This is a genomic window from Rhodopila sp. (assembly GCF_965277165.1).
In the GTDB taxonomy this organism is placed as follows: domain Bacteria; phylum Pseudomonadota; class Alphaproteobacteria; order Acetobacterales; family Acetobacteraceae; genus Rhodopila.
The window spans coordinates 2503485-2525828 of record NZ_CBDICE010000006.1; the positions used below are offsets into that span (position 1 = coordinate 2503485).

The window sequence follows — 22344 nt, forward strand, 5'->3', positions numbered from 1 at the left end:
GATTTTCCATCCCCAGAAAGCGCCGGGATCAGGCCGCCTTGGCCATGCCGCGCAGCACGTACTGCAAGATGCCGCCGTGCTGGAAGTAGGCGACCTCGTCCACCGTATCGATCCGGCAGATGACCGGTACCGTATCGACTTTGCCATTGGCGCGGTGGATTACCAATGACAACTCCATCCGTGGAGTGATCGTTTCGAGGCCGGTGATGTCGATCAGTTCGTCGCCCTCGATCCGCAATGACTTGCGGTCGGTGCCGTCCTTGAACACCAGCGGCAGGACCCCCATGCCGACCAGGTTGGAGCGGTGGATGCGCTCGAAGCTTTCGACCACCACCGCCTTCACGCCCAGCAGCATGGTGCCCTTCGCCGCCCAGTCGCGTGACGAGCCCGTGCCGTACTCCTTGCCGCCGAAGATCACCAGCGGCACGCCTTCCTTCTTGTAGCGCATCGCGGCATCGTAGATCGGCATTTCGTCGCCCGACGGGAGGTGGCGGGTCATGCCGCCTTCCACGTCCTTCAGCATTTCGTTGCGGATACGGATGTTGGCGAAGGTGCCGCGCATCATGATCTCGTGGTTGCCGCGGCGGGCGCCGTAGCTGTTGAAGTTGGCCTGGGTGACCTGGCGCTCCAGCAGGTAGTCTCCCGCTGGTGAGGTTTTCCGAATTGATCCGGCCGGGCTGATGTGGTCGGTGGTGATGCTGTCGCCGAGTTCGGCCAGGACGCGGGCGCCGGTGATGTCGCCGACCGGTGCCGGTTCCATGGTGATGCCTTCGAAATAGGGCGGGTTCTTCACGTAGGTCGATCCGTCCGACCAGCGGTAGGTGGCGCTGTCGCCCTCGACCTGGATCGCCTGCCACTGCTTGGGGCCCTTGAATACCTCCCCGTAGCGCTTCAGGAATTGGTCGCGCGACAGGCTGGCGGCGATCACGTCGGCGATCTCCTTGTTGGTCGGCCAGACATCCTTCAGATACACCGGTTGTCCGTCGCTGCCGGTGCCTAGCGGGTCGGTGGTGATGTCCACGGTCACCTTTCCGAGCAGCGCGTAGGCCACCACCAGCGGCGGCGAGGCCAGGTAGTTGGCGCGCACGTTGGCGTGCACCCGGCCCTCGAAATTGCGGTTGCCGGAGATCACTGCGGCGCCGACCAGGCGGTTGTCCTCGATCGCATCGACGATCGCGTCATCCAGCGGTCCCGAGTTACCGATGCAGGTGGTGCAGCCGTAGCCGACGGTCTCGAACCCGATCGCATCGAGGTCGGCGGTGAGGCCCGACTTGTCGAGGTACTCGGTCACCACCTGGGAGCCCGGCGCCAGCGAGGTCTTCACCCAGGGCTTCGGCTTCAGTCCCTTGGCGTGCGCCTTGCGCGCGACCAGCCCGGCCGCGACCAGCACCGAGGGGTTGGAGGTGTTGGTGCAGGAGGTGATCGCCGCGATCACCACGTCGCCGTGGGTCAGGTCATAGTTCTTGCCCTCGACCTTGACCGCGGTTGCGGCCTCGTTCGCCGGCACCCCGAGACCCTTGGTCAGGTCGGCCTTGAACGAGGTGGACACATCGTTTAGCAGCACTCGGTCCTGCGGCCGCTTCGGGCCGGCCATCGACGGCTGCACGGTGGAGAGGTCGAGTTCCAGGGTGTCGGTGAACACCGGGTCGGGGCTGTTTGGTTCACGGAACATGCCCTGGGCCTTCAGATAGGCCTCGACCAGGGCGATGCGGTGGGTGTCGCGGCCAGATAGGCGCAGATAGTCGAGCGCCACCTTGTCGACCGGGAAGAAGCCGCAGGTGGCGCCGTATTCGGGTGCCATGTTGCCGATGGTGGCGCGGTCGGGCAGTCCCAGGTCGTTCAGCCCGGGGCCGAAGAACTCGACGAACTTGGCGACCACGCCCTTGCGCCGCAGGGTTTGCGTTACGGTCAATACCAGATCGGTGGCGGTAGCGCCCTCGGGCAGCTTGCCGGTGAGGCGGAAGCCGATCACGTCGGGAATCAGCATGGCGATCGGCTGACCGAGCATGGCGGCCTCGGCCTCGATGCCGCCGACCCCCCAGCCCAGGATGCCGAGCCCGTTGACCATGGTGGTGTGGCTGTCGGTGCCGTACAGCGTGTCGGGGTAGGCGAAGGTGGTGCCGGCGTTGGTCGAGGTCCATACGCATTGGCCGAGGTATTCCAGGTTGACCTGGTGGCAGATGCCGGTGCCGGGCGGCACGACGCGGAAATTGTCGAACGCGTCCTGGCCCCAGCGCAGGAATTTGTAGCGCTCGCCGTTGCGATCGAATTCGATATCGACGTTCTTTTGCAGCGCGTCGGGGCGGGCGAACACATCCACCATCACCGAGTGGTCGATCACCAGGTCGACCGGGACCAGCGGGTTGACCTTGGCCGGGTTGCCGCCGAGGCGGGTGATGCCGTCGCGCATCGCCGCCAGATCGACCACCGCCGGCACGCCGGTGAAGTCCTGCATCAGGATGCGCGCCGGCTTGAACGGCACTTCGCGCGACGACGAGGCTTTTTCGAGCCAGCCCGCCACGGCGCGGGCGTCATCCACTTTGTAGCTACGCCCATCCTCGAACCGCAGCACGTTTTCCAGCAGCACCTTCAGGCTGACCGGCAAACGCGAGATGTCGCCCAGCGTCTTGGCCGCCTCGGGCAGCGAGAAATACTCGTACGCCTTGCCCTCGACGGTCAGCGTGCGGCGGGTTTTCAGGGTATCGTGCCCAATTGCGGTCATCGCCCGTGTCGCCCCGGTTCGCGGGGTGCCTTCCGTTGAGGCGGCGTGACGGCCCCGTGGGGACGGCCCCTTGGGGGGTGGAGAACACGCCGCGGATGAAATATTCACGACGCCGGGCTTTAACCACACCGGCCGGTGGCCGGGCTTTAACCACACTGGCCGGTGATCGTCCATCTGATCATCCATCTGATCATCCACTGGGCCGGGGTGCGGGGGATCGATGTGCTGAGCGCAAAAGACGTCGCGGTGTTCCGCGGGGAGCGGCTGGTGTTCAGCAATTTTTCCTTCAGCGTGCCGGCCGGGGGTGCGCTGGTGCTGACCGGGCCGAACGGGTCGGGCAAGTCCACGCTGTTGCGGCTGTTGGCTGGCCTGATCCGGCCGGCGGCGGGAAGGCTGGTGTGGGACGGGGCCGATGCCTTCGCCGATCTTGCCGAACATGGCCGCCGGGTCGTCTATGTCGGCCATCAGGATGCCGTGAAGCCGGGTTTGACGGTTGCCGAGAACTTGCGTTTCAGCGCGTCGGTGTCCGGTCGTTCGATCGGCGCGGCGTTGTCCGCCCTCGGGCTGCAGACGCTGGCCGAGCTGCCGGCGCGCATGCTGTCGGCCGGGCAGAAGCGCCGGCTGGCGCTGTCGCGGCTGCTGTTGTCGGGGGCCCCGCTGTGGCTGCTGGACGAGCCGTCGCTGGGCCTGGACCGCGCCGCGATCGAGCGTTTGGGCGGCCTGTTGGCGGCCCATCGAGCGGGTGGCGGCGTCGTCGTGGCGGCGACCCATGTGCCGCTGCCGCTGCCTGGCGCGGCTGAGTTGCGGCTGGGCTGATGCGCATGTTTTGGGCGGTGCTGTCACGCGACCTGCGGCTTTCGCTGCGCCATGGTGCCGACACCCTGGCGTCGCTGTTGTTCTTCCTGGTCACCGCCTCGCTATTTCCGCTGGCGATCGGGCCGTCGCCGGACACGCTGGGCCGCATTGCCCCGGGCATCGTCTGGGTCTGCGCCCTGTTGGCCGCGCTGCTGCCGCTGGATCGGCTGTTTGGCGCCGACCTGGAAGACGGTTCGCTGGATCTGTTGCTGCTGTCGGGGCTGCCGGCGGCGGCGGTCGCGGCGGCCAAGGCAGCGTCGCACTGGCTGGTCACCGGGCTGCCGCTGTTGCTGGCGGCGGGTCCGGTGGCGGTGATGCTGCGGATGCCGCCGGACGGCATTCCGGCGCTGCTGGAGGGGCTGCTGCTGGGCAGCGTGCTGATGTCGCTATTCGGCACCACCGGCGCGTCGATCGTGCTGGGGGCTCGCCGGGGCGGGGTTTTGCTGCCGTTGCTGGTGCTGCCGCTGATTACGCCGGTGCTGATCTTCGGCGCCGCGGCCGCCGATGCAGCGGCTAACGGGCTTTCACCGCGGCCGCATCTGCTGCTGCTGGGGGCGATGCTGTCGGCCGCGCTGCCGCTGTGCCCGCTGGCGGCCGGTGCCGCCCTGCGCGCGGCGGTGGAGTGAGTATCAGGCGTTCTCGCCGATGAAGCCGGTGTAGGTTTTCACCAGTTCGGGAACCGATGTCTCGAAGAAACGCTGGCCTTTCTCCGGCGTGGCGAGGCCGGGGTTGGAGCCGATCCGGCCGTCGGGGAAGCGGCGGCGGTAATCGGCCGGGCCGTGGAACCGGCCGGAGGGGGCGCGGGCGGGGTCGAGCATCGCCTGCTTGATGGTCTCGGGCAGGGCGTATTGGGTGAGCGCGACCTCGCTGGCGGTGGCGTGACTGCCTTCGTCATCGCCGAAGATCTCCTTTGCCAGTTCGTGCATGGCCTTGCCGTCCCACCAGTTGGTCAGGCGGCAGCGCAGTTCGTCGGTTGCGGCGTGGCCGAAGGCGCCTTCAAACTCGGCGTAGATTTCGGAGAACGCGGCCTGGACGGTGGCGATGTTGCCGCCGTGGCCGTTGATGAACAGGAAGCGGCGGAAGCCGTGCCGGGCGAGCGACAATACGTAGTCGTGGATGATGGCGATGAGGGTGGAGGGCTTCACCGTCATCGAGCCGGCGAAGCCCATGTGGTGCACGGCGATGCCGACGCCGATGGTCGGGCCGACCATGGCGTGGGCGGCGTCGCCGACGGCGCGGGCGATGACCTCGGCGCAGATCGCATCGGTGCCGATCAGGCCGTTCGGGCCGTGCTGCTCTGTCGACCCGATCGGCAGGATGATGCCCTTGGACTGGGTGAGGTAGGTTTCCACTTCCTGCCAGGTCTGGTGCTGCAGCAGCATGGGGTTTGAACTCCTGTGGTAGGTCTTGATCCGCGATCCGCGACGGAGGCTTCGCCGACGGGACGCGGGCAGCTTGATCGCGGCGGTTGCGTGATGCTGTCAGGTAGGTGTCGCAGATCGGCGGTGCGGTGTGAAGTTGGGCGGATCGGCGTTTCGGATGGTTTGCCGGATATGGCCTCGTGTGGATGAGGCTTGTGTATGAGGCTTGCGCACTTTACGAGGCTTGCTATGAGAACATAATAAGAACATATTGGCTGCATGACAGCGCCTTATCAGAGTGTTTGCGCTTGCGGGCGGACGATCACTCGGTCGTGGCCGCCGAGCGATGTGGTATGCGATGAGTGCGCGGCAGAGGCGCGGTCGGTGATTGCGCAACTTGAGCTTGCGCTGCCTGGGGCTGAGCCGCGGCGCGCCTCGGAGGGCGCTTGGGTGGGCGCGCCACGGTAGTTGGGCGGCAATCAGCCGTCGTGATGGGCCTCGATGCGGTAGCCGTTCGGATCGATGACGAAGGCGGCGTAGTAGCCGGGTGCGTAATCGAGGCGCGGTCCTGGCGGTCCGTTATCCTTGCCGCCGGAGCGGAGCGCGGCGGCGTGGAAGGCGTCGACGCTGTCGCGCGTCGGGGCGGCGAAACAGAGATGCAGCCCGTTTCCTTCGTCGGGCGGCACTGGGCGGTCTGCCTCGCTGATCCACAGGGCTATATCCGAACGGCCATAACCAAGCGAGCCCGGGCCGTGCGCCAGGCAGGTGTAGCCGAGTGGCTGAAGCGCCACGACGTGGCGATGACGCCGTATCACTTCCTGCGCACGTTCCGCCGCGTCGTCGGCATGACGCCGCACCAGTTCGTTCTGCGGACCCGTCTGCAGAACGCAGCGGTGGCGTTGCGCCGGTCGAGGCGGCCGGTGCTCGAGGTTGCGCTGGATGCTGGGTTTGCCGATCTTTCGACGTTCAACCGACGGTTTCGCCGGGTCATCGGGATGACGCCGCGCGCCTATCGGAGCGGCGGTCGAATTGGCACTCGGCTGGCCGCTTGACGCGATCAAGCCGGCAACTATGGTCCGGGCTCTTGCATCGCAGGGATCTTCCCACCAGTGAACCCGTTTACGATCATCTCTCCGGCGTATGCCCAGGACGCCTCCGGAGTGTTGTCGGGAGTGACCCAGTTCGCTCCTTTGGTCCTGATTTTCGCGGTGTTCTATTTTCTGCTGATCCGTCCGCAACAGCAGAAGCAGAAGGAAATGCGAGGCATGGTGGCGGCGCTGAAGCATGGCGACAAGGTTGTCACCGGGGGCGGCATACTTGGCACGGTGCAGCGGGTGCCAATGGTGCAGGACAAGGACGGCAAGCAGATCCCGTCCAACGAGATCGAGGTGGAGATCGCCTCCAACCTTCGGGTTACGGTGCTGCGGGAGACGATATCGAGTGTGATCAAGCCGGCTGATGGCAGCGCACCAGCCAAGGGTCGGCGCTAGATTGCTTGCCCGGTTTGCCGGTGGCGTCGACCTGATCGGGTGTTAACTTGTTCTGCCTGGAGACGGAAATGGACCGCGTGGTCGCCAGCACCTGCTGGGAGTGTTCAGCCTACTGCGGGTCATTGATTACGGTGAATGACGCGGGGCGGGTCGGCAAGATCACGCCAAATCCGGAGCATCCGATTTCGAAGGGCGCGTTCTGCGTGAAGGGAATGCGCGGCCTGCCGGAATGGACCTACCATGCCGATCGTCTGCTGCATCCGATGCGGCGGGTCGGCGAGCGGGGATCGGGGCAGTGGCAACGGATCTCCTGGGACGCCGCGTTGGACGAGATGGCGGACCGCATGGCGGCGATCCGCGCACGGCATGGTGCGCGGTCGCTGATCGGGGCGGTCAGCGGGGCCGCGTTCAGCCGCGGCGCGATCGTTGCGCTGCTGCTGAGATCGCTGGGGTCGCCCAACTGGATGATCAACCAGGATCTGTGCGGCGGATGTCGGGCGGTCAGCGACAGGGCGACCGGGCTTGGCATCACCAATGGCGATGACATCGCGCATGCCGCGACGATGCTGTTGGTGGGGCGCAATCCGGTGGCGGCCGATCCGGTGCAGTGGCAGGCGATCAAGCGGGCCAGGCAGCGCGGGGCGAAGCTCGTGGTGATCGATCCGTTCCGCACGCCGGCGGCGGAGTTGGCGGATCTGTGGCTGGCGCCGCGGCCCGGGACGGACGCGGCGATCGCGCTGGCGATGATCCAGGTGATGATCGCTGAGCGACTGTACGACAGCGGGTTCGTCGAGAGGTGGTGTCACGGCTTCGATGCGCTGGCGGAACGCACGGCCGCTTATCCTCCGGAGCGTGCCGCGTCGCTGAGCGGTGTGCCGGCCCAGCAGATCATCCAGGCGGCGCGGTTTTACGCTGATGGGCCTGCGTGTTTTGTCAGCGGGCACGGGATCGACGCGGCCAGCAACGGGGTGCAGACGTTTCGCGCCTTCCACTGCCTGGTGGCGATCGGCGGCAATGTGGATCGCGTCGGCGGCAACCGCCGATCGAAACGACCTCGTGGGTTCCTGACCTATCTGGATCTGCTGCACGATGCCAGGTTTCGGCTGCCGGAGACGGTCGAGCGGCAGACCATCGGTGCAGAGCGGTTTCCGCTGTGGGCCGGGCCGAGGGGTTGGCAGACCGCCTGCCATAACAGCAGCGCGCTGCAGGCGATGCTGACCGGCGATCCGTATCCCGTGCGTGGCGCCTATGTGAGCGGGGTGAACATCGCGGTGATGTATCCCGATACGCGGCGGACGCTGGCGGCTCTGCGGTCCTTGGACTTCCTCTGTGTGGCCGCGCATTCGATGACGCCGACGGCGGCGCTGGCCGATATCGTGCTGCCGAAGACCACGACGTTGGAAGAGGAAGAGGTCGCGCTCAACCAGGGTGGTCCGGGCATCACCTACACCGCCGCTGCGGTCGCACCACAGGGTGAAGCGCGGTGCGATTTGACGATCGCAGTCGGGTTGCTGGACCGGATGCGGGCGCGCGGCGCGGTGACGGCGGAGTTGTTGCCTTGGCGCACCAAACAGGATTTCAACGCTTTCCTTGTCGGTGATTCCGGTTTGTCGTTGGAGGCGCTGCGGCGCGATGGGTATGCGATGTTTCCATACACGATGGGCGATTTCGTCAAGGAACCGTTTCGTACGCCGAGTGGTCGCGTTGAGCTGTATTCGCAGACGCTGGCTGCGGTCGGGTTGGATCCGCTGCCGGACTACGTTGCTCCGGCCGCGGGGGCGGATGCGGAACTGTTGCTGCAGACCGGGCAGCGTGAGAAGACCTATCATCACTCGCGGTTCCGCGACCAGGCGTGGGCGCGGAAGGTGTCGCCCGATCCGCTGATGCACATACATCCCTTGACGGCCGCCGATCATGGGCTGCGGGATGGCGAGTGGGCCTTGCTGGAGGCGGCCGGCGGCAACGGCACGTGCCGGCTGAAGGTTCATGTGAGCGAGCGAACCCAGCCTGGGGTCATTACGACCGGGATTGGCTGGTGGCGGCCGGAGGCGCCCGGTCCGGAGTTCGGCGTGCTGGATATCAACGTCAACGCCGCGCTGTCGTATGAGGGCGTCATGGATCCGGCAAGCGGTTCGGTGGATACCGGCGCGATCCCGTGCCGGGTGCGTGCGGCGTAGGGTAGAGCGGGCTAGGCGCGGCTGTTAAGATTTTCGGCCCGACTGAGCATGCCGAAAATTCACGCGCTGTGAACGTTCCGCTCAGCGCGATCACGCTCTACCCGACCAGTTCGCGCCAGTCGGCCTCGGTGATCGTGCGGACACCGAGTTCGTTTGCCTTGCGCGCCTTCGATCCGGCGTCGGCACCGACGACGACGATGTCGGTTTTTTTTGATACCGAATCGGTTACCTTGGCGCCGAGGGATTCCGCCGTGGCCTTCGCCTCGGGGCGCGTCATGGTTTGCAAGGTCCCGGTGAAGACCACGGTTTTTCCGGCGATCGGACTGTCGGTTCCGGCCGCCTGAGCGGCGTCCTCGATGGTGAGTTCGGCGGCGAGTTCATCGAGGGCGGCGATATTGCGGGCTTCGGCGAAGAAGTCGGTGAGTTCCTCGGCGATCGAGGGGCCGATGCCGGTGATGCTGCCGAGTTGCAGCCGTTCGTCGGACCCGATTGTGGTCGCTGCCAGCATCTGGGTGCGCCAATTGGCGAAACTGGCGTAGTGGCGGGCCAGCAATCGGGCGTTGGTGGAACCGATGCGGCGGATGCCGAGGGCGTAGATGAAACGCTCCAGCGGGATGGTCCGGCGGGCACGGATGGCGCGGGACAGTTTGCGGGCCGACAGTTTGCCCCAGCCCTCGCGGCTGGCGATTTCGGCCTCGCGGTCAGGCAAGCGAAACAGATCGGCCGGGCCGTGCAGCCAGCCCTCGTTGTAGAATTCCTGGATGGTTTTGTCGCCGAGACCATCAATGTCGAAGGCGGGGCGGGAGACGAAGTGGATCAGGCGTTCGACGCGCTGGGCCGGGCAGATCAGGCCAGCGGTGCAGCGGCGGATGACCTCACCGGGGGGGCGGGCGGCGTTGCTGCCGCAGGCGGGGCAGAGTTCGGGGAAGGCGTAGGGCCTGGTTTTATCGGGGCGGCGATCAGTCAGCACCGAGACGATCTGCGGGATAACGTCGCCGGCGCGCTGCAGCACCACGGTGTCGCCGATGCGGATATCCTTGCGGACAATTTCGTCTTCGTTATGTAGCGTTGCCCGAGCGACGAGGACTCCGCCGACGTTGATGGGTTCGAGTTCGGCGACCGGGGTCAGGGCGCCGGTGCGGCCGACCTGGATGCGGATGTCCCGCAGCACGGTCATCGCCTGTTCGGCGGGGAACTTCCAGGCGATCGCCCAGCGCGGGGCGCGGCCGACGAAGCCAAGCCGGCGCTGCAAGGCCAAGTCGTCGATCTTGTAGACGACGCCGTCGATGTCGTAGCCGAGGCCGGATCGGCGCAGTGCGATGTCATTTTGGAACTGTTCAGCATCGGTTTCGCTGCCGAGGCGGCGGGACAGCGGGTTGACGTCGAAGCCCCAGGTTTCGAGTCGCTGAAGGTATTCCCAGTGGGTCGCGGCGACCGGTTCGCTGCTTTCACCCTGGGCGTAGGCGAACAGCGACAACGGCCGGCCGGCGGTGATCTTGACATCGAGTTGGCGGAGGCTGCCGGCGGCGGCGTTGCGTGGGTTGGCGAAGACCTTGGCGCCGGTCTCGGCCTGCGCCTGGTTGAGGGCGAGGAAGTCTGCTTTGGTCATGAACACCTCGCCGCGGATTTCGATCAGTTCGGGGGCGTCGCCGTGCAGCGTTTCGGGGACGGATTTCATGGTACGGAGATTGGCGGTGACGTCCTCGCCTTCGGTGCCGTCGCCGCGGGTTGCGCCGCGGACGAAATTTCCATCGTGGAAGGTGAGGTTGATCGACAGGCCATCGATCTTCGGTTCGGCGACGAAGGTCAGTGGTTCGGTGCGGCCGAGGAAGCGCTTGGCTCGGGCGCAGAATTCGGCGAACTCGGTGTTGCCGAAGGCGTTGTCGAGCGAGAGCATGGGCACGCGGTGGCGGAGCTTGGCGAAACCGGATTCGGGTGCGCCGCCGATGCGAGTAGATGGGGAATCGGGGCGGATCAGGGCTGGGAAGCGAGCTTCGATCGCGGCGTTGCGGCGGCGCAGGGCGTCGTAGTCGGCATCGGAGATTTCCGGTGCGTCGCGGGTGTGGTAGGCGGCGTCGTGGTGGGCGATCTGTTGCGCCAGCAGTTCGAGCTGCGCGGCGGCCTCGGGTTCGGTGAGCGTTTCGGCTGGCGGCGGGGATTGACGGTCTTTCATTATGGATGAAGCGCGGCTCTGCTTGGTTTGTGTTCGCAGCCGGCGCCGTCTAGACGGCCAAACCCGCGGTTGTGGCGTGCGCTGCGAGCAGCGCGGGCAGACGGGTTGGGTCGCCGCGGGCCATGCCGCATTCGGTTGCGATGCCGTCAACGCGAACATGTCGCCGAGCCGCTGCCAGGCGGCTGGCATTGCCGGTGACGTCATCGTAATGGACGAGGCCCAGATACAGGTCTGTCCGCGGGTCAAGGCGCAGGGTTTCAAGTGGAACGTAGTAGGCATCGTCGGTACGCGGTTTTGGCACCGGCAAATGAAAGAACTGGATCGGCCGGCTGACGCCGGCAGTCGTGTTGCCGATGATCTCGGCCATGATCGCGGTATCTTTCGGCTGCACCATGTGCTCATCCGCCGGGCTGCCATAGCAGAGGTGATAGCCTAGATCGATCGTGGCTGGCACGGCGTCGCCGATGGTCGTCAACACCCCGATGGTCTCGGCCCGGACGTCAACCGGACCGCTTTCGTAATATCCTTCCCAGGCCAGGACCTCTTGGCAGACGTCCCATTGCAGGGCGATCCGGTCATGTGGAAGCGCGGTGGCGATTTTTCCGACCTCGGCGATAAAATGCTGGGTCAGTGCGGGTAACAGGCCGGGTCGGTCCGAGGGCAGCATGTTGTTATAAGTCGGCGCAATCGGCGTGGGCAACGAGACCTGGAACTTCACGCCGGCTGGGATCACACCTTCCTGCTGCAACCGATCGAAGATGTGCCACGACTCGATCGCCATGTCGGCGTAGCGGGTGGCAAAGCTGAGTGGATCGAGTCGGGCGTTTGGCTTGAGGCGCAGGCGTGGGATCTCGCGTATGACCTTGCCGTCCCATTGGACGAATTTGAAGGGCGGCACATCGGTCGCCACCTCGATCGCCGGGTTCGACGCCAGTTCGTCCTGGAGAAACTTGATCCAGGTCTTGCGAATGCCGGTCTCGCCATCGGGCAGCCGCTTCAGGCGCGGGCCGGCCGTGGCGGACAAGGTACGGAATACCGTCTCGGCATCGGGCAGCGGAATGCTGCCGACGAAATGGATGACGGGCTGCGGGCTGGCGGCGGTCATGTCTTGTACCCTTCCTTGAGGCCGATCAGCTCGTTCATCTTCCACGGCTTGGAGATCCTGGCAACAAGGTCGGTCCGCGCCGCGCGGGCATGATGGGGGCTGCTGTCCGCTTCACACCAGCAGGGGCTTTTGGCCGCGCAGCAGGTCGTCGGCGGCGGCGCGGGCGGCGTCGGAGATGGTTTCTCCGGCCAGCATGCGGGCGATTTCCTCGCGGCGGGCGGCGGGCGGCAGATCATCCACCGTGGTAGCGGTGCGGTCGCGCGAGGCGGCCTTGGCGACGCGCAGATGCGCGGTTCCGCGCGCGGCCACCTGAGGACTGTGGGTCACCACCAGGACCTGCACCGCTTCGGCGACCCGGGCCAGGCGGTCACCCACCGCTGCGGCGGTGGCGCCGCCGATTCCGGCGTCCACCTCGTCGAATACCAGGGTGGGGACGGTCGAGCCGGCCGACAGCACGACCTTCATTGCCAGCATCAGGCGCGACAGTTCGCCGCCCGAGGCGACGCGGGCGAGCGGTCCAGGCGACTGGCCGGGGTTGGTGGCGATCAGGAAGCGGACCTGATCGATGCCCCCGGCGCCCCAGCCGGTTTCGGGCAAGTCGGAAACCTCGGCGAGGAAGCGGGCCTTGTCGAGGCGCAGCGGTGGCAGTTCCCTGGCGACAGCCTGGCGCAGCTTGCCCGAGGCGCCGTTGCGGGCGGCCGAAAGGGCGGCGGCCGCGGCGGCGTAGTGCTCCCTGCCCTGCCCGGCCGCCTGCTGCAGCGCGGCGATTTCAGCCGCGCCGGTTTCCAGCGCGGCGAGCCGTGCGGTGAGGGTATCGAGCAGGGCGGGCAGATCGGCGACCGCGACGCCATGCTTGCGGGCGGCGGCGCGCAGTGCGAACAGGCGCTCTTCCGATTGTTCCAACCGACGCGGATCGATATCGGCGTCGGCGATCAGGCGGGTGAGCAGGGTTTCCGCTTCGGCCAGCGCTTCCTCGGCGCGTTCGAGGGCGGCTATGGCGGGGTCGGCGGGATTTTCGACTGGTTCGGGCTGGGTGGCGGGTGCCAGGCGCTGCAACGCGCGCGACGCCGCGCGCAGCGAGGCGGCCGGGCCGGCTGTGCGGCGGTCACGCGGGGTGAGTTCGCCCAGTGCCGCGGCGATCGCTTCGGCGCGGCGTTCGCTTTGTTGCAGCCGCTGGCGTTCGTGCGCCAGGGTTTCTTCCTCGTCGATGCGCGGCGCCAGGGTGGCGAGTTCATCGACGGCGTGGCGCAGCCATTCCTGATCGCGTTCCGCGGCTGCGATCGCCGAGCGGGCTTGCTCGAGACGGGCGATGGCATCGCGCCAGACGAGCCATGAGCGGGTCACGGCGGCGCGCAGCGGGGGTGGGACGCCGAACGCGTCCAGCAGGGCGGCGTGCCCGGCGGGGTCGGCGAGGGTCATCTGCTCGTGCTGGCCTTGCACTTCGACCAGCATCGTGCCGATCCGGCGCAGCAGGCCGACGCCCACTGGGTGGTCGTTGACGAAGGCGCGGGAGCGCCCGTCGCGGGACACGATCCGGCGCAGCACGATTTCATCCTCACCGGCGAGGCCGTGTTCGTCGAGCACGGTTGAAACTGGATGGGTGTCGGGCGGGGCGAAGCAGGCGGTGACGCTGGCCTGTTCGGCGTTGGCGCGCACCAGGCCGGCTTCGGCCCGCGCGCCGAGTGCCAGGCCGAGACTGTCGAGCAGGATGGACTTACCGGCGCCGGTCTCGCCGGTCAGCACGGTCAGTCCATGGCCGAACGCCAGATCCAGCCGTTCGATCAGGACGACGTCGCGAATTGACAACGCGGTCAGCATGGTGCGCCGCTCCGATTACGGGACGAGCGGCGGTCAGAACACCGCATGCCAAGCACGGGAGAAGAAGCCGCGTGGTTCGGGCTTCTCGTTCGCGGCCTGGCCGGTGGGGTGGGCGACGCCATCATCGACGAGTTGGGCGTAGCTGTCGCTGTACCACCCACTTCCCGGGTAGTTGTAGCCGAGCACAGCGGCGGTCTTGCGGGCCTGATCCTTGAGGCCGAGGGCGAGATAGACCTCGGTGAGCCGGGCGAGCGCCTCGGGGACGTGATTGGTGGTCTGGAAGTCGTCAACCACGCGCTGGAAGCGGCCGATGGCGGCTTCGTAGAGATGCTGCTTCTGGTAGAAGCGGCCGATTTCCATTTCCTTACCGGCGAGGTGGTCGACGCAGAGATCGATCTTCAGCTTGGCGTCGGTGGCGTAGCTGGTGTCGGGGAAGCGGTTGACCACCTCTCGCAGCGCGGCCATCGCCTGTTCGGTGCCCTTCTGGTCGCGTTCGATGTCGGCGATCTGCTCGTAATAGCAGAGTGCCCGCAGATAGTAGGCGTAGGCGATGTCGCGATGGGCGGGGTGCAGTTGGATAAAGCGGTCGAGCGTGCCAATGGCGCCGGTATACTGGTTCTGCAGATAGAGCGAGTAGCCTGACATCAACTGGGCGTTCACCGCCCAGGAGGAATAGGGGTAGTTCTGCTCCACGGCGCCGAACTGGTCGTCCGCGGTGGTGAAGCGGCGCGCGTTTAGCGCGTCCACGCCGTTGTTGTAGAGCGTTTCGACCGAGGGGACCGGCGCCGGCTTGTCGGCGGTGTCTTTGCTGGACGAGCCGCAACCGGACAACAGCGGGGCGAGCGCCGTCATCGCGAGAAAAAGCGCACGCGGCGACGGGCGGGCGAGATTGGGCTGGATTTTGCGACTCGAGTGCATCGCGGGGGTTATATCATGCGATCGCGATCCGAGAATACCGAGTTTGACCGCTTGGTGTTCGCTGACGGTCAGGCGGCGGCGACGAGCGGGTCGGTTTCAACCGGGTTCCAGGCGGTGGGGTCGGCGAACAGGGCGCGCAGCAGGCGGTTATTCAGCCCGTGGCCGGGACGATGGGCGACGAAGCGTCCGTGCAGGGTGCCCCCGGCCAGGGCGAGGTCACCGACCGCGTCGACCAGCTTGTGGCTAGCGAATTCGTTGTTCATGCGCAGGCCGCCCGGATTGAGGATGGCCGAACCGTCGACAACGATGGCGTTGTCGAGGCTACCACCGCGGGCGAGGCCGGCGGCGTGGAGCTGATCGACCTCTTGGGCTTGAGCAAAGGTGCGGGCGGCGGCGACGTCGTGGCGGAAGCTGTCCGGAGTCAGGCGCAGCGAGGCGGACTGGCGACCGATGGCCGGGGCGGTGAAGTCGATGGACAGGTCGATCTGCAGCACCGGGTCGGCGCCGCGCGCGGCCGGAACCAGCGGGCGCAGTTCAGCCCAGGCCTCACCGGCGGAGACGCGGACGGTGCGGCGGATTTCGATGACCTGGCGCGGGGTGTCGAGTGCCACCGACCCGGCGCAGTCGAGCAGAAAGACGAAGGGGGCGGCGGAACCGTCGAGGATGGGGATTTCGGGGCCGTCGAGCTCAATCAGGGCGTTATCGATGGCGAGCGCGGACAGCGCGGCCATGAGATGTTCGACGGTGCCGATGCGGGCGGACGGCATGGCGGGGTCGGCCAGCACGGTGCAAAGCCTGGTGTCGGTGACGTTATCGAAGTGGGCGGGGATGTCACGTCCGAGATCGGTGCGACGGAAGACGATGCCGTGGCCGGCGGCGGCGGGGTGGATGGCCAAGTTGACGCGGCGGCCGGAGTGGACGCCGACGCCGACGCAGTCGATCGCGGTCTTCAGGGTGCGCTGCCGCCATCCAGAGGCGGCGGGGGGGTTTGGGTTTGGCAGTCTGGTCAGGCCGTCCATCGCGAGCATCCTAGGTGGCGCCGGCGGATTCGCACGGGTCATGATGTCCGATAGCCGGTTCCGGCGTCCCCGCCGAGTCAATGATTGTTGCCCGGTGTTACGCGCCAAGTTGTTGCATTTATTGCATTTGTTGCAGTGCGTTACACGGGGTTTGGCGAGACGGTGCGATTAGTGGATTTCGCCCGATTTGCGGAGTGCTTCGCGCAGTTTGGCGGGGGTGAAGCCGGGTGCCTTGCAGACGTCGAGGATCACCGCTTCGCGGCGCGAGACCAGGTCGATCGCTGCTGGCAGCTTGCGCACCGCGTCAGCGGGGATGACCACCGCGCCGTGGTAGTCGGCATGGATGACGTCGTCATGCGCGGCGTGCATCCCAAACACGTTCACCGGCTTGGCGAAATCGACCATGTGGACGTGGGCATGGCTGGGGCCGACGCGGCCGCCGATCATCTGGAAGCCGGGCGCCCACATTTCGAGGTCGCGGAACGAGCCGTTGGTGACGCAACCGATCGAGCCGAGGGCTTTGTGGATGGTCGACTGGACTTCTCCCCAATAGGCGCCGTAACCGATGCGGCCGTCGATGTCCTGCAGCACGGCGATGGTGGGCAGGTCGACCCTGGCGACGTAGTCATACCAGTCGGCGCGGTCGGTGACCTTGGAGCGGGGCGGTTCGGTGGCGCGGATCATGCCGACGCGGGCGAGGCCGACGATCGGCTTGGCTTTTGGGTCGAGGCAGACCATGGGTTCAGTGGTGAAACCGATGGCGCGGCGGTCCGGGACCACGATTTCGAGCCCGTTGCAGATGGTGGGGGTGTCCCATTGGGCCAGAACGTCGAGGTCGGACTGGTTGAAGGGTCGTTCGGCCATGGTTGGTTCCTCCGGTGGCGGGCGGTAGGGGATACTCGCCTGGGGGACGGGGTGGGGGCAAGGTGGGGTGATGATGGTGGGTTCTGGGGTGGCGAAGGGCGGCAAGGCGATTTATGGCGCGCCGCTGGGGATTCTGATGCTGGAGGCGCGGTTTGCGCGGATTCCGGGGGACATGGGGAACGCGACAACGTGGCCGTTTCCGGTGCTGTATCGGGTGGTGAAGGGGGCCAGTCCGGAGCGGGTGGTGCTGCGGGGGGCTGAGGGGCTGCTGCCTGCGTTCCTGGAGGCGGCGGCGGAGTTGGTGTCTTGGGGGGCGGAGGCGATTACCACGAACTGCGGGTTTTTGTCGGTGTTTCAGAGGGAGCTGGCGGCGCATGTGGGGGTGCCGGTGGCGAGCAGTTCGCTGATGCAGGTGCCTTGGGTGCAGGCTTTGCTGCCACCGGGCAAGCGGGTTGGGGTGGTGACGGTTTCGGCTGGGTCGCTGACGCCGGAGCACCTGGCGGCGGTGGGGGTGGCGGCGGATACGCCGGTTGTGGGGGTGGAGGATGGGGCGGAGTTGTTTCGGGTGTTGATCCTGGGGGAGAAGCTGGATCTGGATGTGGGGCTGGCCGAGCGGGATGTTTTGGCGGCGGGGCGGCGGTTGATGGCGGCGCATCCGGAGGTGGGGGCGGTGGTGTTGGAGTGCACGAATATGGGGCCGTATGCGGCGGCTTTGCGGGAGGTGGTGGGGGTGCCGGTGTTTGATGTTTGTTCGTTGGTGGGGTGGTTGCGGGCGGGGGTTTGAGGTGGGGGGTCACCGCAAATCGCGGCTCCGACCAGAACGGCGCGCTGGTGGGTCCTACGAGAGCATGGAATGGAGGTAGGCAATAGCTCCGTGCAGGTAACAAGGCAGGCGATTTGGTCGACCATCGCGCGCATCTGAACGCAATGACCAGTATATTGCCCGTATAAGGTCCAACCTTGGGTGGAGCATGTGCTTAAAGGTCATTGACCCATTGGAAAATGCGTATCCGCGGACGAGGTGATCGCCGACGGCCTGGCTCCTTCGGCCGTGATTGTGGGCGACGTCAAGTTCCGGGCAGTATCGAACTGGAATGCCGGCCCGAAACGCGCGATAGACCAGATCGGTGTCTTCGGCTCCCTTGCAGCGCGTTCCCGCTCCTAGCATCGGATCGAACAAGCCGATGTCGTCGAAAACGCATCGACCGAAAATCATGTTGCAGCCGTTGATGAACCCAAACAACTCTGAGACAGACGTCAATCTGGCGGGTTCGGCGTCGGTCTTGATCGTGAGCGGCAGATCGCGCGGATCATGCAAGGTGACACGGCCACCGATCAGTTGTCGGGGATCGTTAGCCAGAAGGCGCAATCCCGTCTCAAGCCAGTTTGGACTGACGATGCAATCATCATCGGTTATAAAGATCAGTCTTCCTAGCGCATTGCTCACCCCCAAATTGCGCGCTCGCCCCAAGCCGAGCCTGCTCTCATGCAGATAGCGAATTGGTAGCCTTGTCATAGCGGCTTCAACAACAGCTTTAGTTCCATCGGTCGAGGCGTTGTCGACGACAAGCACCTCGTAGCGCACCGCCTCGGATACACGCATAGCCGCGACTGCGTCCAAGGTCTGACGCAGGACCGCTGATCGGTCGCGTGTGCAAATGATAACTGAGGCATCAAGCGACCGAGGCGGGACCGGCGATAGCGTGAGCGTTTCTGCTTTGCCGCAGGTTAGAGTCTGCCTTACCTGCCCCTTACAGCCCGCCGTCTGCGCGTTGGTAGCGCTGACGTGTTGCGGTTTCAGCGGAGTAGAACTCATAGATGTTAATTTGGCACACAAAGGGTTAATAGGGAGTTATCGAAAGTTGGATGCCGTTAACGCTTTTTCTGCAGTCTGCTGATCGAGGGACGACGGCCAGCACCATCTGTAGGGCTAGACTCATTGTCGTTTCAGTCAAATGCAAGAACAAAATGGCCCCGAAGAAAGCAATAGGCAAGTGGACGAACATCCGGAGCGATTATGCACGTAGTAGTCGCAGATACGGCCGAATCGCGAGATGATTTCCCAACCAACCTAGCTGGTCAGGAGGCAGCAAGGATAAAGTTTCATATGTAGATTCGAAGTTGGCCACCATCTGTTCAGCGCTGAACAGGCGGAGCGCCCTTTCTCGGGCCTGCGCGCCTAACGTGCGGCGTTGTAATGGATCATCAATGAGCTTGGCGAGAGCAACTGCCATTGCCTCTGGGTCATCGGGCGGGACCAGCAACCCGGTCACCCCGTGATCCACAACCTCGGGAATACCGCCAACCTGAGTTGCGACGGCCGGCAGACCAAAATAAGCCGCCTCGGCGAGAACCAGTCCGAAAGCATCGGCACGTGAGGCAAGCGCAACGATATCGGTGGCACGATATAGGGCTGGCATGTCGTCACAGTAGCCGAGGAAATGGACCCTATCGGTCAGGCCGAGTTCAGTTGTCAGAGCCTCGTAATTATGCCGTTCTGGTCCCTCGCTTGATATTAACAGGTGCAGGTCTCGCCCGGCGACAAGCCTGTTGATTGCGCGGATCAAAACATCCTGGCCCTTTCGCTGAATTAACGAACCGTTGGCTGCGATCACCACGGCTTCTCGACTGATACCAAGGTCTTGCCGCGGGTTTCGGCCGCTGCTTGTCTGCAGTCGCGCAAAGTCGATGCCGTTGTAGATGACCTGCGTCCGCGCCGGCGCCATGCCGTCCTGAAGAAAATCGGTGATGACCTGCCCGGAGACGCCAACAACCATCGAAGCTTGATGAAGCAAGCACGCGAAGCGGCTTCGACGACGGTAATCGATATGCAGATGTGCCAATAACGGCCGTCGGGTCATTCGGGCGACGGGGACCAACCATTGATTAGGTGCCGCGCTGTTGGCGTGCATGATACGAACATTATGGCGGCGGACAAGCTCAATCCCCTTTTTTACAAGAGACCGATATCGGAAAATATTAACCCGGGGGGAGTGGTAGTCGAAATAATATTCAAAGCCGCTCTGGTAGGTGACGATCCCGGCAGAAATGGCCGCCTCCGCCATCTCTCGACCATTGCACCACACAATCGGTTCGAACCGGCTGCGGTCAAGGTTCCTGAGAAGATCGAGAAGGACCTGCTCGCTGCCGCGGAACCAATCATCCCCGTAGTGAGTAAATAGCACGGGGATGGGGGCGGCACCTGTCATGCCCAGCGAGATACCGCCGGTAATCCCAGGAATGGATGCCGGCTCGCCCTCCCAGAGACATCGAAGCATGCCATTGATACGCAACTCTCGGGCCCCTGCTTTAGTTGGAACGAGTATAACATGTCGTATCGGTCTGCTTGCATTTCTATTCTGATTACAGTATGTTCTGGCATAAAACTAGTTCTGAAGGGAGTGCGCAACGAAGACTCGACCGGCAATCCGAGGGGCCTGGATAGCGGCATGGCGCATGTTCACATTTGGGGTGAGCTCGATGATTATTCCCAAGGCCGTTCCAGTATTCGACCTGGGAAAGCACAAAACGGTTACGCCAGGATGCGCGCCAACATCCGCAGCCAATCGGGTTCGATCCGCCATTTTAGTTGTGCTTCCGACTACCGCGCCATCCGATGGTAAAGAGAGCCATCATTATCTCCAAAATGATTTTAGGCCGGGCATTCACAAAACAACGCATGATCCACCAGTCTATTGGTTTGCTTCTCCGAAGCAGATGCAGAAAGCTTTGCACGAAAGATTGGGCAACTTCCTCCATCCAGGAATCGTTCCATCGGATTTGCTCATTGGTCAGCCGAAAGCTCTGCGCAATCGCCCGATGGAAGGCGAAGTCATAATAGGTTCGATTCAAATGTGCTGAGCTACCCCAGGTTGCTCCCGCGGCGATATTGACTCCCTCTCCATACAGCGCCTCAAATCGGGTCGAAAATGCGATCACTCTTGCGCGTCCGGCAAGTTCCATCCAAAAGAAGACATCCTCGCCGTAGGAAAAATCGGTTCGAAATCTGATGTCCGGGCTGACGGAACGCCGGTAAACCACGGTAGATGTTCCGACAGGCGACTTCACGAGCAAGGCGTCAAAAAGATCCATTGTGTAGGTGTAAATCTCTTGGCGGGATCCAAGTTCCTGACCGGTGACCGGCGTCAGGTTACATTGTTTGAACGTGGATACAGTCGATCCTAAAGGTAGATAGTCCGAAAAATAGAAGTCTGCGCCGGCCGCCAACGCCCCGAGCGCGTTGGAGATGTGGTCGGGATCCCACTGATCGTCCGAATCCAGGAAGGCCACAACATTTGTATCATCCGGCAACGCCGAGAGGCCACGATTGCGGGCGGACCCTGGGCCGCCATTTGGCTGCTCGATGATTGACACCCTCGAGTTCTCCCGGTCAGAGAGTTCCGCCAACTCCTGGCGGGCTGGGAGGGGCGAGCCGTCGTCGACAACGATGACCGAGAGCGCCTCAACCTTCCGCTGGCCCAAACAAGAGCGCACCGCGGAAACGAGCGAGCCTTCTCGATACTGGAAGAAGGGAATTATCACTGTGACCCGAAAGTCACTATCGAGCGGTGTCATGAGTTAGAGATCGACTGGTGGTATAAATCACCCCTACGACAGTCTTTGTGCTCATAACAGCAGCTATCGACGGAGCCCTGCGGACTTGGAAGAATACCGTCCGGCAACCGGAGTATTATCTGGGCCATCGATCCTGCTTATGGGCGCACATCAATCTCACTCCCGATAGTCGGCCTTCGGTCTTCATACGGCTCAAGAACGGATAGCGCATTCCCGCCAAATCTCGAAAGAAAAAATTTAAACTGAGATGAGTCTGCCTCGATTGCGTCTTCACTTTACATAACCGGACATCTGGGCGAATCCGGTAGAAGCGGCTCGATTCGCGCATCAAGTATCGCTTCATCAGATTTCTTTAGGCGACCAAAACGCCGTAACAGGTAGTCCCTGATGGCCATTCGCACGGCACGTGCAAATATATCGCCGGAAAAAGTCCACAGCAAAAGTGACCACCATGACCGGGGTTTAGCTCCGGCTGCCTCGGCGGTATGCCATACGGTCCAGCCGAACGTGCGCCCAATCCTGATGAAACCGCGGTCAAATTGATGATGCAGCTCCGTATACAATAGGGTGTTGCGAAGACCATAATAGGTTTTTATTGGCCTACGACGGCCGCCAAATGATTTCGATTCCTTATGCTGTATGCGAACGGTCGAGTCACAGAATATTTTGTATCCGGCCTTAGCGGCCCGTCGGCCAAGATCGGCGTCCTCATAAAGCAGGAAGAATCTGTCATCGATTAGGCCGATATCCTTGAAGATGGATACATGGGCCAAAACACAGGCGCCATCGACCCTGTCGATTTGGAAAACGCCTGCCGGTCCGGGCGTGGATATAGCGCTGAGGTCCGGGGGTCGCGGGATCGTAGGATCTAATTGCGCCTCGCCAACGGCACCGTAGGAGTCGATGGCTGGGTGCAATAGGCAGGGATAAAAGAAACTCGCGGTTTCCATCAACCGTTTTATCGCACCTTCCGGCAAAACCGTGTCGTTATTGAGCAGGCAAACAAGATCCTGGGCGCCGGCGATCGCCAGCTTTATTCCGGCGTTGTTTCCACCTGACCATCCGAGGTTACTCTCGAGTTCAATTACCTCGACCCAAGGAAAGTCTATTGCGAAACGGTCCGTCAACCGGTCGTCCGACCCATTGTCAACGACGACGATTCTCACATCACTGTGCAATTGGCGCTCTAAACTGGCCAGGCATTCGAGGGTGTCGTCTAGCCCTCGATAGTGTAGAATAATAATAACAAGGGTTTGGGCCATTGCTG

Annotated in this window: 19 protein-coding genes; 6 read left to right on the plus strand and 13 right to left on the minus strand. The window is 64.0% G+C overall.

Annotated elements, in window-relative coordinates:
* Window positions 1–28 precede the first annotated feature (28 nt).
* Entirely contained in the window at window positions 29–2722 is a 2694-nt protein-coding gene (acnA, locus tag ACQY4Y_RS23735; protein ID WP_428493037.1) for an aconitate hydratase AcnA, read from the minus strand.
* Window positions 2723–2884: 162 nt separating this feature from the next.
* Here acnA and ccmA point away from each other — a divergent pair, with 162 nt between their 5' ends.
* Both ccmA and ccmB read left to right on the plus strand, forming a co-directional pair.
* Window positions 2885–3538, plus strand: a complete 654-nt coding sequence (gene ccmA, locus ACQY4Y_RS23740; RefSeq protein WP_428493038.1) for a heme ABC exporter ATP-binding protein CcmA — start codon at window positions 2885–2887, stop codon at window positions 3536–3538.
* The gene (gene ccmB / locus ACQY4Y_RS23745; RefSeq protein ID WP_428493039.1) at window positions 3538–4203 is read left to right on the plus strand and encodes a heme exporter protein CcmB; all 666 of its coding nucleotides are present in this window, start codon (window positions 3538–3540) and stop codon (window positions 4201–4203) included. Before ccmA ends, ccmB begins: the two co-directional genes overlap by 1 nt.
* Window positions 4204–4206: 3 nt before the next feature.
* Here ccmB and ACQY4Y_RS23750 read toward each other — a convergent pair whose 3' ends face one another.
* A complete protein-coding gene (locus ACQY4Y_RS23750) occupies window positions 4207–4959 on the minus strand; it encodes a creatininase family protein (RefSeq protein ID WP_428493040.1) in 753 nt (250 codons plus the stop codon).
* Between the two features lie 458 nt (window positions 4960–5417).
* Window positions 5418–5624, minus strand: a complete 207-nt coding sequence (locus ACQY4Y_RS23755; RefSeq protein ID WP_428493041.1) for a hypothetical protein — start codon at window positions 5622–5624, stop codon at window positions 5418–5420.
* 66 nt (window positions 5625–5690) lie between these two features.
* Between ACQY4Y_RS23755 and ACQY4Y_RS23760 the strand changes: the two genes are divergently transcribed.
* From ACQY4Y_RS23760 to ACQY4Y_RS23770, 3 genes are all read left to right on the plus strand, one after another.
* Entirely contained in the window at window positions 5691–5990 is a 300-nt protein-coding gene (locus ACQY4Y_RS23760) for a helix-turn-helix transcriptional regulator (RefSeq protein WP_428493042.1), read from the plus strand.
* 57 nt (window positions 5991–6047) lie between these two features.
* Entirely contained in the window at window positions 6048–6428 is a 381-nt protein-coding gene (yajC, locus tag ACQY4Y_RS23765; RefSeq protein ID WP_428493043.1) for a preprotein translocase subunit YajC, read from the plus strand.
* A gap of 68 nt (window positions 6429–6496) precedes the next feature.
* Window positions 6497–8605: a molybdopterin-containing oxidoreductase family protein gene (locus tag ACQY4Y_RS23770; protein ID WP_428493044.1), complete on the plus strand. Its 2109-nt coding sequence runs from the start codon at window positions 6497–6499 to the stop codon at window positions 8603–8605.
* 97 nt (window positions 8606–8702) lie between these two features.
* Here the strand turns inward: ACQY4Y_RS23770 and ligA are convergent, their stop codons facing one another.
* From ligA to ACQY4Y_RS23800, 6 genes are all read right to left on the minus strand, one after another.
* Complete coding sequence (gene ligA / locus ACQY4Y_RS23775) at window positions 8703–10778, minus strand: NAD-dependent DNA ligase LigA (RefSeq protein ID WP_428493045.1); 2076 nt, start codon at window positions 10776–10778, stop codon at window positions 8703–8705.
* A gap of 49 nt (window positions 10779–10827) precedes the next feature.
* A complete protein-coding gene (locus tag ACQY4Y_RS23780; RefSeq protein WP_428493046.1) occupies window positions 10828–11883 on the minus strand; it encodes a hypothetical protein in 1056 nt (351 codons plus the stop codon).
* Window positions 11884–11994: 111 nt separating this feature from the next.
* Window positions 11995–13701 carry a DNA repair protein RecN gene (recN, locus tag ACQY4Y_RS23785; RefSeq protein ID WP_428493047.1) on the minus strand — a complete coding sequence of 569 codons (1707 nt, stop codon included), beginning with the start codon at window positions 13699–13701 and terminating at the stop codon, window positions 11995–11997.
* 33 nt (window positions 13702–13734) lie between these two features.
* Window positions 13735–14619, minus strand: coding sequence for an outer membrane protein assembly factor BamD (locus ACQY4Y_RS23790; RefSeq protein ID WP_428493048.1), 885 nt, complete (start codon window positions 14617–14619; stop codon window positions 13735–13737).
* Window positions 14620–14687: 68 nt separating this feature from the next.
* Entirely contained in the window at window positions 14688–15638 is a 951-nt protein-coding gene (gene lpxC / locus ACQY4Y_RS23795) for a UDP-3-O-acyl-N-acetylglucosamine deacetylase (protein ID WP_428493049.1), read from the minus strand.
* Window positions 15639–15806: 168 nt separating this feature from the next.
* Complete coding sequence (locus tag ACQY4Y_RS23800; protein ID WP_428493050.1) at window positions 15807–16502, minus strand: RraA family protein; 696 nt, start codon at window positions 16500–16502, stop codon at window positions 15807–15809.
* Window positions 16503–16572: 70 nt separating this feature from the next.
* Here ACQY4Y_RS23800 and ACQY4Y_RS23805 point away from each other — a divergent pair, with 70 nt between their 5' ends.
* Window positions 16573–17286, plus strand: a complete 714-nt coding sequence (locus ACQY4Y_RS23805; protein WP_428493051.1) for an aspartate/glutamate racemase family protein — start codon at window positions 16573–16575, stop codon at window positions 17284–17286.
* 54 nt (window positions 17287–17340) lie between these two features.
* Here ACQY4Y_RS23805 and ACQY4Y_RS23810 read toward each other — a convergent pair whose 3' ends face one another.
* The 4 genes from ACQY4Y_RS23810 to ACQY4Y_RS23825 form a co-directional block, all read right to left on the minus strand.
* The gene (locus ACQY4Y_RS23810) at window positions 17341–18318 is read right to left on the minus strand and encodes a glycosyltransferase family 2 protein (protein ID WP_428493052.1); all 978 of its coding nucleotides are present in this window, start codon (window positions 18316–18318) and stop codon (window positions 17341–17343) included.
* 199 nt (window positions 18319–18517) lie between these two features.
* On the minus strand, window positions 18518–19795 hold the full coding sequence (locus ACQY4Y_RS23815) for a glycosyltransferase (RefSeq protein WP_428493053.1): 1278 nt from the start codon (window positions 19793–19795) through the stop codon (window positions 18518–18520).
* Between the two features lie 292 nt (window positions 19796–20087).
* Window positions 20088–21077, minus strand: coding sequence for a glycosyltransferase family 2 protein (locus ACQY4Y_RS23820; protein ID WP_428493054.1), 990 nt, complete (start codon window positions 21075–21077; stop codon window positions 20088–20090).
* 275 nt (window positions 21078–21352) lie between these two features.
* The gene (locus tag ACQY4Y_RS23825) at window positions 21353–22339 is read right to left on the minus strand and encodes a glycosyltransferase family 2 protein (protein WP_428493055.1); all 987 of its coding nucleotides are present in this window, start codon (window positions 22337–22339) and stop codon (window positions 21353–21355) included.
* Window positions 22340–22344 lie beyond the last annotated feature (5 nt).